General features: G+C 66.4%; 8 protein-coding genes and 2 tRNA genes. 5 read left to right on the top strand and 5 right to left on the bottom strand.

The window, feature by feature from the left end:
- Positions 1-440: 440 nt before the first annotated feature.
- Positions 441-615 (bottom strand) — tRNA-Trp (locus tag TX79_RS19305).
- Between the two features lie 166 nt (positions 616-781).
- Complete coding sequence (locus TX79_RS10300) at positions 782-1,726, bottom strand: DUF5794 domain-containing protein (protein WP_049927360.1); 945 nt, start codon at positions 1,724-1,726, stop codon at positions 782-784.
- A gap of 741 nt (positions 1,727-2,467) precedes the next feature.
- Between TX79_RS10300 and TX79_RS10295 the strand changes: the two genes are divergently transcribed.
- Positions 2,468-2,550: transfer RNA gene (locus tag TX79_RS10295), tRNA-Leu, on the top strand.
- A 470-nt stretch (positions 2,551-3,020) separates the two neighbouring features.
- Here the strand turns inward: TX79_RS10295 and TX79_RS10290 are convergent.
- The gene (locus tag TX79_RS10290; protein WP_081655530.1) at positions 3,021-4,658 is read right to left on the bottom strand and encodes a GAF domain-containing sensor histidine kinase; all 1,638 of its coding nucleotides are present in this window, start codon (positions 4,656-4,658) and stop codon (positions 3,021-3,023) included.
- A 267-nt stretch (positions 4,659-4,925) separates the two neighbouring features.
- Between TX79_RS10290 and TX79_RS10285 the strand changes: the two genes are divergently transcribed.
- Both TX79_RS10285 and TX79_RS10280 read left to right on the top strand, forming a co-directional pair.
- Positions 4,926-5,726 carry an inositol monophosphatase family protein gene (locus TX79_RS10285; RefSeq protein ID WP_049927357.1) on the top strand — a complete coding sequence of 267 codons (801 nt, stop codon included), beginning with the start codon at positions 4,926-4,928 and terminating at the stop codon, positions 5,724-5,726.
- 50 nt (positions 5,727-5,776) lie between these two features.
- Positions 5,777-6,904 (top strand): DUF63 family protein, encoded by a 1,128-nt coding sequence (locus TX79_RS10280; RefSeq protein ID WP_049927356.1) that lies wholly within the window; start codon positions 5,777-5,779, stop codon positions 6,902-6,904.
- A 101-nt stretch (positions 6,905-7,005) separates the two neighbouring features.
- On the opposite strand, the gene TX79_RS10275 is transcribed toward TX79_RS10280, so the two are convergent.
- Together TX79_RS10275 and TX79_RS10270 are read right to left on the bottom strand one after the other, a co-directional pair.
- Positions 7,006-7,185, bottom strand: coding sequence for a hypothetical protein (locus tag TX79_RS10275; protein ID WP_049927355.1), 180 nt, complete (start codon positions 7,183-7,185; stop codon positions 7,006-7,008).
- 93 nt (positions 7,186-7,278) lie between these two features.
- Positions 7,279-8,112, bottom strand: a complete 834-nt coding sequence (locus tag TX79_RS10270) for a TrmB family transcriptional regulator (RefSeq protein ID WP_049927354.1) — start codon at positions 8,110-8,112, stop codon at positions 7,279-7,281.
- A gap of 83 nt (positions 8,113-8,195) precedes the next feature.
- On the opposite strand from TX79_RS10270, the gene TX79_RS10265 reads away from it, so the two are divergent.
- Positions 8,196-10,037 carry a COG1361 S-layer family protein gene (locus tag TX79_RS10265; RefSeq protein WP_049927353.1) on the top strand — a complete coding sequence of 614 codons (1,842 nt, stop codon included), beginning with the start codon at positions 8,196-8,198 and terminating at the stop codon, positions 10,035-10,037.
- Between the two features lie 4 nt (positions 10,038-10,041).
- Complete coding sequence (locus TX79_RS10260; RefSeq protein ID WP_049928352.1) at positions 10,042-12,456, top strand: efflux RND transporter permease subunit; 2,415 nt, start codon at positions 10,042-10,044, stop codon at positions 12,454-12,456.
- The last annotated feature ends 25 nt before the right edge of the window (positions 12,457-12,481 follow it).

Genomic DNA, 12,481 nt, shown 5'->3' with positions numbered 1-12,481 from the left:
ATGCTCGAGCATACAGGTGTGCGTTGCAAAAGCCTGCTGGTGAAGCCGACGCGCTATTTCCCGCGTTTCGTGTCCGGTACCCGACGTCTCGACGTCGGAAGTCACTGCTCGCGAGTGAGGCCGTCCCGCTCGATGGACTCGAGAATGCCGTCGGCCTCTTTCAGGATGAAGTGGTCATTCTCGCTCGAACGCTGTTCACCGTCGGCCCGAACGTCCCGCTTCTCGAGCGTATCGCGAACGTCGGTGTCGGTCGCTTGATGGGGCGGATAGACTATGGGGATCCGACTCTCGACGTCGTCCAGCCGACTCGCAGGGACGAGAAATGAGGTCGGAGGATTTGAACCACGCCGAGACGTGCTCGCTTCGCTGTGCGCGTCTCGTCTAGTTCAAATCCCTCCGCGACATACCTGTCGCTCGCGAATTTGCTCGCGACAGAAGTATGGGGTCGGAGGGATTTGAACCCCCGATCGACTGATATCTCCGGTGCGCCTCGGAACTCCAGAGGGTCATCACACGGACACTGATCAGGTGCCCGATCAGTATATCAGTCTGGAGTGTCGTCCCGGGCGCGGTGCCTCTGGAGTCAGTCGCCATCCCTGGCTTGGCCACGACCCCTCGAGTCCACGTTGGGGGATGGGGCCTAAAGCGGTTTCGATTCGGACTATCGAACCTGGATCGCGTCCCCGACTTCGACGACGGCCTGACCACGATCGGTCTCGTGTCGTCGGCCTACAACGGCCCGCTCGAGCGGCCACTAACTCGGACCTGTCACAACCGGTGACTACAGCCAGGGCGCGCGCCCGTCGCCCTCGCTCGAGTCGTCGGGGGCGACGTCGTCCTGGGCCGGTTCGTCTTCCTCCGGGCGGGAGGCCACCCAGCCGCCGAAGACCGGTTCGGTCTCGTTACCGCCGTCGGTGAGCGTCCCCAGTTCGCGGACGCCGATAGCGTCCTCCTCGGGGTCGGCCTCCTCGGCCTCGAGTTCCCCGTCGGCGGTGCGCCACTCGAGGGGAATATCCAGTGCGAACAGGCCGGCGACGACGAGCGCGGCGAGCGGAGCCTGGCCGAACGCCATCCCGAGCAACGACAGCGGGAGCAGCCCCAGCGCGACGGCGCTGCCGAAGCGGAACCGATCGAGGTCCATGTACTGTCGGAGGTACGGCCCGCCGAGTGCGATGGCGAGCGCGAAGGCGACGCCGATGCCGGCCGCGAGGACGGCGTTGGCGACGAGCGTGAGGTCGTCGAGGACGACGAAGGCGACGCCGTTCAGGTCGATACTGGCGACGAGGCCGAGCCCGATGATGACCCCGGGACTGGGGAGGTACTCGCCGATGGTGGCGCTCGCGGTTTTGGCCGCGATGGCGAGGATGACGAGCGCCGCAAACCGGGTGATGATCGCGTCGTCGAGGACGCTTCCGATCGCGGGTGCGAGAGCGGCCTGAACGCCCGCCAGCAGGATGAGCGGGATGCCGACCAGCAGGACGACGGTGGCCTGCTCGCGCGGCGTCCCGGACATCTCCGCGAGGATGACCGCGACGGTGGCGCTGCCGCCGAAGATCAGCAGCCCGACCTGCACGGCACTCAGGGGATCGTCGAGCGCCCCGGCGAGGATCAGGGCGGGAAAGACGCCGTCGATCAACGGCAGCATCATCACCAGCGCCAGCAGCTTGGCGTCACCCCCTACCAGTCGCTCGAGGCGGAGGGCGACCGGGTGTTGTGAGGTGCTCATCGCTTAGGGGCGATGGCCGTGACCCGAGGCCGATGGGTGATGGGGTGGACGATACCGGACTGACCTGCGGCGAACGGAGAGGGTCGGCCAGTTCGTCCAATTGGGGCCTCGTGCTGTGAGTTTATTGAAGAATTTCCCGAATGTGAAGGTGGAGGCGACGTCAGCACTCGTCCGACCACCGATTCGGGACTCGCTGGAACTCACAGCGTACATACCTAATCGGAGGAGGGGTAATTCAATAAACGTTGTGTGAGACAGCGTTCCACGATCGATTAGCGTTGCGACACCGCCGTTCAAAAACGACCAGGTGTGTACGGTGTTGCGCGACGAACGAACTGTCCGCGTCGTATTTCCGAACGCGTGTCGAATGCGAGTGAGTGACACTGTCCCGTCGTTCGTCCCACGGAACCGACTACCGGCGGTTGGCCTGAGGGACGTTCCAGGACCCTTTTCGGGCCGAATCGTCCGGTCCGGCTCGCTGGGCTCGAGGCGAGCAGTCCTCGGTTTCGGTGGAGCGATCGCGTTTCCGGGCCGTGTCGGCGAGGAGACGGGGTCGACGTCGGTCTCGAGTCCTGACGGGTTCCCGGCAGGTGGCGGGAGCCGGACGTGTCCGATGCTACCTGGTCCTGCTCGCTCGCGTGCCGCCGCGGTCGTCCGATATCGTAGCTGGTTTGTAGTCCCCATCCCGTAGCTCTGGACGCATACCCCGCCGCCCGTCGAACGACGGAACTGGTGACGCGTGCGAGGGTAGCCAAGCGGTCAACGGCGGCGGACTCAAGATCCGCTCCCGTAGGGGTTCGTGGGTTCGATTCCCTCCCCTCGCACTGCACAAGTGCGGCAAGACGGAGCGTCTTGCCCTCGCATCACTTCTGCGGAAGTCGACGACCCAATAGCGACGTAACTCGAGATCCGCTCTCGTAGGGTCTTCGTGAGCGAAGCGAGCGAAGGCAGGGAAGTCGCAGCGCGTGAGCGGAGCGAGCGTGATCGTCTTCCCGTAGTTCGTGGGTTCGAAGTTCGCTTTGCGAACCTCGAATCAGGGAGCAGGTTTCCCGCGACCGTGGTTCGATTCCCTCCCCTCGCTTCGCAGCGAAGCACAAGACGTGCTGAGCGAGATGCAGGAGGGATCGAACGACGCCGGGGTTCTGCGCGAAGCGCAGGTTCCCGGCGGTGGTTCGATTCCCTCCCCTCGCACTGCACAAGTGCGGCAAGACGGAGCGTCTTGCCCTCGCATCACTTCTGCGGAAGTAAACGAGTCGGGGAGTGTCGACTCCTTCTCGAGCCGTGGCCCGTCGGGTTACTGCCCCGAGCCGAACGTCGCCCCGGTATCGGTTCGGAACGCGAACCGTGCGCCGCCGAGGTCGCCGGTCTCGACCGTGACCTCCCAGTCGTGTGCGGTGGTGATCGTATCGACGATGGCGAGGCCGAGGCCGGTTCCGCCGCCCATCGTCACGCCCTCGTTGAAGACCTGTTCGCGCTCGTCTGGCGGGATGCCCGGACCGTCGTCCTCGACGGCGAACCCGTCGTCGGTCCCTTCGACGCGAACGGTAACCGCAGGGCCGGCGTGCTCGACGGCATTTCGGAAGAGGTTCTCGAAGAGTCGCCGAAGGCGAGCGGGATCGCCTTCCACGGAGCCGAGGTCGCGCGTCTCGAGCGTCGCGTCGTCCGTCCTGACGCCGTTCCAGGCCTGCTCGACGACGTCCGCGAGGACGACGTGCTCGCGCTCGTCGAGGTCTCTCCCGTCGCGAGCGAGGGCCAGCAGGTCGTCGATCATCGTCTCCATGCGTCGTGCCGAGACGAGGACGTCGTCGATGTAGTCGGGATCGCCGGTCTCCTCGACGAGTTCGGCGTACCCGGTGAGGACGTTGAGGGGGTTCCGGAGGTCGTGGCTGACGACGGAACTGAATCGTTCGAGGCGCTCGTTCTGCCGGGCGAGTTCACGCCGTCGCCGTTCTCGCTCGAGGGTGTGGCCGATCAGTTCCCCGAGCGTGGTCACCTGCTGCTGGAGGGAGACGGGCCAGGGCCGTCGGGTGTCCTGCTCGACGACGATCGCGCCGCGGAGTTCCCAGTCGATGACGATGGGGACGGCCAGCAACGACTCGAGGTTTCGGTTCTGGAGGTAGCGTCTGGTCGCCGGTCGGGCGTCGGCCGGGCGGTCGTCGTGGACCGTCTGGACGATCGACCCGACGAACCCCTCGGGAACCTCGACGTCGACGCCGTCGTTGCCGGGGACGGCGTAGGGGTCGAACGCCTGCAGCGAGTCGTAGCCGGGGAACGAGTTCGCCGGGATCTGACCGTCGTCATCGCGACGGCTGCCGCGGTGGTCCCACTGGTGGGTCCGTTCGAAGACGCCGTCTTCCAGGGTAAAGACCAGACAGCGGTCGGCGTCGAGGCGATTCCCGATCAACTGGAGGCCCCACTCGATCTCGACGTCGATCTCGTCGGGCGCAGCGCCCATCAGCGAACTGGCGATCTCGAGGACGGTCTCGCGGACGTCCGAGATCGAGCGCTGATAGTACTCCTCGAGGCGCTCCCGGAGTCGCTCGAGGTCGGTCGATGCGAGGTCGTCCCCCGAGCGCACCAGCAGGTCGGCGTGCTCGAACTCGAGCAGGGTTCGCAACGCGTCGGCATCGGGTTCGGGACCGAACGCGAGAACGGGACGTGTCGACCCGTCGTCCTCCAGTGACCGGAGAACGGCGTCTCCGCCGTGGGCCGAGAGGTCCTCGCCGACGACGACGGCGTCGACGTCCTCGAAGCTGTCCACGCGTGCGCCCGCGAACGATTCGACCGTCGTAACCCGGTAGGCCGGATCGAGAGCGTCGTCGATTCTGGCGCACCGATCACAGTCTGAGTCGACGTACAGCACGTGAAATGACCGCTGGGGACTGGCCCCGCGTCCGTCCAGGCTGCCGTCTCGAGTGTCACGTCGTGTCATGCTGGTTCCCCACGCCGCTCGGTCGATCCCCGTCGATACGCCGTCCGCTTCCCCACTCCCCGCGCGTCGGTCCGTAACCGTGCATACGAATTCCCGTCGAACGTCGTTCGTTACGGGCCGGCGTGATACTATAAACGTACTGGCGGATTTGCCGTCGTGAGCCGTGTCTCCGGATGCCTCACCGCCTTGGCCCTGGAGATAGGTGTCACGGGACCGACGGGGCGCGAAAATCGCTACTTCTTTTCCCGGGGCACCCCGACGGCGACTATGAACCAGCCGACGCGACGAGCGACCGTCGCCCGCGAGGCCGCCGAAGCCGGTGCCGAGATCGCGGGTGCGGCGTTTCGGACGGGACTGGACGTCGAACACAAGGACGGGAAGACGGACGTCGTCACGCAGGCCGATCGCGACGCCCAGGCGGCCGTCATCGACGTGATCACCGAGACGTTCCCCGACGATCCCATCGTCGGCGAGGAGGAGGGTGCGCTGAAGGAGGTCCCCGAGGAGGGTCCGGCCTGGATCGTCGATCCGATCGACGGGACGAACAACTACGTCGACGGCTCGCGAACGTTCGGGACCGCCGTCGCGGCGGTCGTCGACGGCGAACCGGTCGCCGCCGCAACCGTCTGTCCCGCGCTGTCGGATACCTTCCGCGTCGGCCCGGAGGGAGTGTTTCTCAACGGGACGCCGGTCACGGTGAGCGACTGCACCGATCCCGAAGCCGCGACCGTCTGTCCGACGTTCTGGTGGGACTACGACCAGCGCGACCAGTACGCCGCCGCCGCGCGGGAACTCGTCACCCGTTTCGGCGACCTGCGCCGGTACGGCTGTGCCCAGCTCGAGCTCGGGATGGTCGCGACCGGCACGCTCGAGGGCGTGTTCACGAACCTGCACGCGAACCCGTGGGACACCGTCGCGGGCGTCGCCATGGTCCGCGAGGCGGGCGGGACGGTGACGGACCTCGAAGGCGAGCGCTGGCAACACGACAGCGAGGGGCTGGTCGCCTCGAACGGCGCGGTACACGACGAGGTGCTCGCGGCGGCCCGCGCGATCGAGGACCGGACCTGAACACGTCGGAAACCGGAAACGGTAAGCACCCGCCGCAACGGGTGTCCAATATGTACGAGCGGATCGAACGGTACGGCCCGCTGAAAGTCTGGGCCGCTGCCGTCCTCGCGCTCGCTGCTGCGGTCGCGCTGGCCGCCTACGCCTTCCCGCAGCGAGTCTACATCGACATTATCTGGCAGTACTACTGGGGACCGGTCGTCGCCGACGCACACGGCTGGAGCGAGGTCGCCTGGGCCGGCGGCGAACAGATCGAGGGCGCTCGAGCGAGCCCGAGCGACGGTCCGTTCGCCGAACCCGGCTACACGTTCGTCTCCTACGCCGGCTACATCCCGACGCTTATCCTGTTCGTGATCGGGATCGTCCTCCTGATCCGCCGGCTGGACATCCAGCGCTACCGGGCGGGCTTCTACGGACTGTTCCCGTTCATGCTGTTCGGCGGCGCTCTTCGCGTGGTCGAGGACTCGAACGTCGCCGCCTACCGCGAGACGGGCGAACTCGCGATCGAACTCCCCTGGTCGGGCCTCCTGATCAGCCCGCTGATCTACTTCGTCGTCTTCGTCGTCGCGCTCGTCGCGCTCGTGGTCTCGATCTGGCTCGAGCGCCGCGACGTCGTCTCGGGCTACGAGTATCCCCTCTTCGGCATCGGCGCGACGTTGCTCGCGACGACGCTGGCGTACCTGAGCTATCTCGCGGCGGTTAAGCCCTACGCCGAGTTCTACGGGCTGTTGCTGCTGACGACCCTCGGTGGGGCGACGCTCGCGACGGCGATCGTCTGGCTGTTGATCGATCGACTCGCACCCTGGATCAACGACGGGACGCGGTACATGGGGATCGTCGTCATCTGGGCGCACGCGGTCGACGGCGTCGCGAACGTGATCGGTCTCGACTGGGCGACGGCGTTCGGCCACGCGTCCAACCTGGTGCCGAAACACCCGATCAACGCGGCCATCGTCGATCTGACGGGGTCGCTGCTGCCCCAGTACGTCACCGACGTCACCGGACAGGCGTGGCCGTTCCTGCTGGTCAAACTGGCGGCGGCCGTCGTCGTCGTCTGGATCTTCAACGAGGAGGTCTTCGAGGAGAGCCCCCGCTACGCGTACCTCCTGATGATCACCGTCGTCGCGGTCGGACTCGGCCCCGGAACCAGGGACATGCTCCGGGCGACGTTCGGCGTCTGATCGGCCACAACCCGGGTTCGAACGACGACTGTCACTCGTCTGTACCCGAATCCAACAGCGGGCCGACCGGCAGGTCGGGCGTGGGGATTCCGACCGGGTCGTTACGTGAGCAGGTAAATCGTGGCCAGTGCGAGTCCCGGGATGCCAATGATGATGAGGGCGTTCACCCCTGCCGGGATCAACACGTCCCCAGAGAATACCGTCACGAGTTGGAGAGCGAAGACGGCGAGCAGCAGGGCGATGATACCGTTGAGGCGGAAGGTGATCGCGTCATCTGTCATGACAGAAACCCGTTCGCACTGCCATATACGTCGTTCGATGTCGGCGTAGCTCCTCCGGCGATCGAGTCGTCTCGAAATCCAGTGAATCGGGCGTTACGCGGCGTCCCCGGGGGATTCGGCTGCGCTTTCGTCGCCCTCGAGCGACAGCGGTTCCGCGTCCGCCCAGAGATCGTCGAAACTGTCGGCCAGTCGCCCGCCGAGGTCTTCGTCCCGGAAGTTGACGACGGCCAGCAGTTCGCTCTCGGCGGCAGGGTTGGGCACCTCGAGACAGACCTCCCGTTCGTCGAAGACGATGAACCGCTGGCTGGGTACGGCGTCCGCACGGCGGACCTCGAGGCCGGCGTCGAGCAACGCTTTCGTCCGCTCGCTTGCGGTCGTGAAGTCGGTCGCGAGCAGTCGCACCGAGATGCCGACCTCGAGGAGGTCCTCGACGCGTTTCGTGAAGGGGTGGCTCCACTCGGGATCGAAGTCGACGGTGTCGATGGCGATCCGTACCGACTCGTCGGCTGCCGCGAATCGCTCGAGCAGGAGGTCCCGGGCAGCGTCGTCGTGGAGCGCGCTGGTGGCGAACCCCTCGCCGCTCGCCTCGCTCTGGAGGTCCGAGAGGACGTCCTCGGCGGCAGCGGCCGTCCGTTCGTAGCTCGAGCGCTCTTGTTCGAGTTCCTCGACGCGGCGCTCGAGGAGCCTCCCGACGGCCTCGCCGGGTTCGACGTGCGTATAGGTCCGGGGTCGACCGTCGTCGGCCCTGGCGAGGGACCGGTCGACCAGCGAGTTCAACACGTCGTAGATCCGTCCGGTCGGCACGCCCGACTCGTCGGCCACGTCGTCGGCCGTCATGGCCCCGTTTCTGGCCAGCGTTACGTACGCACGGGCCTCGTAGTTCGAGAGCCCGAGTTCCGACAGTAACTCGGCCCGCTCGTCGTCCATACGCGACCCTCGGTCAGAAGAAACAACAAGCTTGTGGTTTGTAATAGTAAGGTTGATAAGTAAGCTGTCGGAACAGACTGGTAATGAGACGGATCCAGCTCGTCGCCCTGGTGTTCGTGGTGCTGTTGGCCGGGTCCCCGCTGCTCGTTTCTGCATCCGACGAACCCGACTTCGACGTGTACGCCCCGGAAAACATCGTCGAACCCGGCGAGGAGACCGATCTCGAACTCGAGATTCGCAACGGTGCATCGCCGTACGAGGACGACAGCGACGTCGGCGAGGCCCCGTCGACGGAGGCCCGCGACGTGACCATCCAACTGCACGAAGACGGCGCGCCCGTCGACGTGAAGACGAACGAAACCGCGCTCCCGGAGATGTCAGCTCAAACGCTGCTCTCCGAGACGTTCACGGTCGCCGTCGACGAAAACGCTACGGCCGGCGTCTACGACCTCGAGGCCGAGATCGAGTACACGCACGACGACGATTCTACCAGCACGGACACGGAGACGGTGGAACTGATCGTGGCCGAGCAGGCGCGGTTCGAGACCGGCGACGTCGCGTCCGACCTCGTCGTCGGCGACCGGGGGACGGTCGCGGTCGAACTGACGAACACGGGCGTCGAGAACGCCTCCGACGCGGTCGTCCAGTTCGACTCGCCCGACGAGAACCTCGCGACCATCACGCCGACGACCGACGAATCGGAACTCACGAGCGGTAGCGAGGCGTTCGTCGGCGACTGGGAGATCAACGAGACGGTCACGGTCGAGGCCGGAATGGAACTCGCCGACGACGCCGTCGCTCGCACCTACCCCGTCACGATGACGGTCCAGTTCCGGGACGGCGAGGGCGTCGACCGCACCTCCCGCGAGCTTCGGGTCGGGGCCGAGTCGGTACATGAACAGTCCTTCGACGTGAAGTCGGTGACGACCGACCTCTACGTCGGCGAGGACGGCACGGTCTCGGGCGAACTCGTCAACCACGGACCCAAACCGATCGAGAACGGCGTACTCGTTCTCGAGGACGGCGACGGGATCGACCTCTCCGTCAACCCCGACGAGCGACTCGGTGCGGCCTCGAACGTCTACCCGCGCGAGACCCAGTACGCGGTCGGCGACCTCGAACCCGGCGAGTCGGCCCCCTTCGAGTTCCGGATCGGCGTCGGTGGTGAGGCCGAACCCGGTCCGCGGATCCTCGAGGCCGACGTGCGCTACCGGAACGCCCACGGCGACGTCCGGATGACGAACGATCCGGTCGACCTCACCCTGGACGTCGCCCCCGAACGCGACGAGTTCGCCGTCGAGGTCCTCGAGCCGACCCAGGAAGCCGGCGAGACCCGGACGGTCGACCTCGAGATAACCAATCAGAAAGACGAGACCCTCACCGACATCGAGCCGAAGCTGTTCACCAACGAGCCCCTGGACGGCGGGGACGACGACCCGTTCGTGCCGGAACTCGGCCCGGGCGAGAGCGCGACGATCTCGTTCGAGGTCTCCGTCGCCGACGGCGCGACGCCACAGACCTACCGGCTCCAGCTGGACTTCCGGTACGACGACGAACGGTCGAACTCCCAGCTGACGGACACCTACCGCGTGCCGATCGAGGTCGTCGAACCCGAAGACGACGGCTTCTCGGCGCTCGCCGTCGGTGCCGTCGTCGGGCTCCTCGGGTTCGTCGCGGCCGCCACGTGGTGGTTCCGCGACCGGCTCGCGCCCTACGCCGCGAAACTGCCCTACGTCGGCGGTGGCTCCTCGTCGGCGGAACGGCGGTCGTCGAGCGGCTCCGGTGGCGTCGGCCGCAGTTACGAGTACGACGAGGGGTCGACCGGAACCGAGACCGGGTTCGACGAGAGCGAGATCGGTGGTCGGGAGCGAACCGACGACCCGCTCGAGGACGAGGGCGACCGCTCCATCGACCGCGATCGTTGAAACGATGGCCGACGGACTCCTCCAGCGGACGCTCGACGCCTCCAACTACTGGATCACGGAGCGGCCGCGGGCCGTGATCGTCGCCTTCCTGCTAGTCACGGCGCTGTTCGCCGGCGGTCTCGGCGGCATCGAGATGGAGGAAGGGCTCGACACCTTCGTCGAGGGGGTCGACGCCCAGGAGGCACAGGACCGGATCAACGAGGAGTTCGAACCGCCGTTCGAAGAGGAGGGTCCTACGACCCAGCTGATCCACCGCGGCGAGAACGTCCTCACCAGGGACGCCCTGTTGCGGATGCTCGAGTTCCAGCAGCATCTCGAGGGAAACGACGACTATCGCGTCGTCGAGACCTCGAGCAGCGCCCAGGGCGTCGCCCAGTCGATCGATCCGACGGCCGACACGCTGTCGGCCCAGATCCGGACGCTCGAGCACGCCTCGGACGGCGAGGTGCGCGAGGCGGTTCGGGAACTGGGCGAGGAGTCGGCCTTTGCAGCCTCGCTCAGCGACGACTTCTCGCCGCAGGAGCCCTACGCCTCGGCGACGATCGCGACGGCGACCCACGCCGACGGGGTCGACGAGGCGACGGTCCAGTTCCGCGCACAGGAGGCGGCCGCCTCGATGGACGGCGAGTTCGTCGTCTTCGGGAACGGGATCTTCGACGCGGAGTTCGAGAACGTCATCGCGGACTCGCTGGCCATCATCGTTCCGGTCGTCATCGTCCTCATCCTCGTCTTTTTGATCGTCGCCTACCGGGATCCGTTCGATCTGGTACTCGGGCTGATCGCGCTCGTGATGGCCGTCGTCTGGACGTTCGGGTTCACCGGCCACGCCGGCATCGCGTTTACCGACATGATGATCGCGATCCCGCCACTGTTGCTGGCGATCGGGATCGACTTCGGCATTCACGCGGTCAACCGATACCGCGAGGAGCGCGTCGCGGGGGCCGGAATCGACGACGGGATGCGTGACGCGGCCGAGCAGTTGCTCGTCGCCTTCTTCATCGTGACCGGGACGACGGTCATCGGTTTCGGCGCGAACGTCACCAGCGAACTCGGGCCGATCCGGGACTTCGGGTTCGTCGCGAGCGTCGGGATCATCTTCACGTTCCTCATCTTCGGCGTCTTCCTGCCAGCGGCGAAAGTCGAGCTGGACCGGTTCCGGGACCGCCACGACGTTCCCGACTTCGGGACGACGCCCATCGGCTCCGAGGACTCGTTGCTGGGCCGATCCCTTCCGGCCGGTGCCCACCTCGCCGACCGCGCACCGATCGCGATGTTGCTGGCCGCGCTCCTGGTGACGGCCGGTGCCGGCGCGTACGCGACGACCGTCGATACGACGTTCGAACAGGAGGACTTCCTGCCGCCCGAGGAGTTGCCCGACTACGTCGATGCCGCTCCGGGACCGCTCGCACCGTCCGAGTACACCGCGACGGAGACGCTCAACTACCTCGAGGACACCTTCGAGAGCGGCGAGGACGACCAGGTGACGATCTACGTCGAGGGGCCGATATACGCCGATCACACCCTGGAGTCTATCCATCGCGCGGGCGAGGACCCGCCGTCGACGATCGTCACCGACGGCACCGTCGCCGACAGCGAGAGCGTCGTCGACGTAATGCACGACCACGCCCAGCAGGATCGGGAGTTCGCCCGGTTGCTCGAGGAAAACGACGTGAACGGTAACGGCGTCCCCGACCGAAACGTCGGCCACGTCCTGGACGAACTGCTATCGTCGGACTCCAGCGAGGCGGCCCTCGAGTACGTCACCGAGGACCAGCGCAGCACCCGCATCGTCTACACCGTCGAGGCCGACGCGACCCAGGCCGAGGTGACCTACGACGCGGAGGAACTCGCGGACGATTACCGCCTCGAGGCGACGCCGACCGGGGAAGTCGTCGTCTTCCACGAGGTGTCACAGCTCATCCTCGAGTCCTCGCTGCTCAGCCTCGCGCTCGCGCTGGTATTCACCGCCGTCTTCCTGATGGTGATCTACCACGTCCTCGAGGGCCGGGCCTCGCTCGGCGTGGCGAATCTGGTGCCGATCGTCGTCACCGTCGCGGTGCTCGGCGGGACGATGCCGGTGTTGAACGTCCCGCTGAACGCCCTGACGGGGACCGTCCTGTCGATCACGATCGGCGTCGGCGTCGCTTACTCCGTCCACGTCACCCACCGGTTCATCGACGAGTACAACGAGTGCGACGACGCCTACGAGTCCCTGCTGACTACGCTCAGGGGGACCGGCGGTGCCCTCACGGGATCGATGCTGACGACGCTCGGTGGTGCTGGATCGCTCGTGCTCGCGATTACGCCGCTTCTGGGCCAGTTCGGCTTCCTGATGTTCATCAGCGTCATCTACTCGTACGTGACGGCGATCGTCGTCCTGCCGCCGACGCTGATCCTGTGGGAACGGGTGCTCGGATGAGCGACGGACGTCGAGGGACCGAATC

The organism is Halopiger goleimassiliensis, assembly GCF_000455345.1.
GTDB classification, from domain to species: Archaea; Halobacteriota; Halobacteria; order Halobacteriales; family Natrialbaceae; genus Halopiger_A; species Halopiger_A goleimassiliensis.
This window is presented reverse-complemented; position numbering and strand designations above follow the sequence as displayed.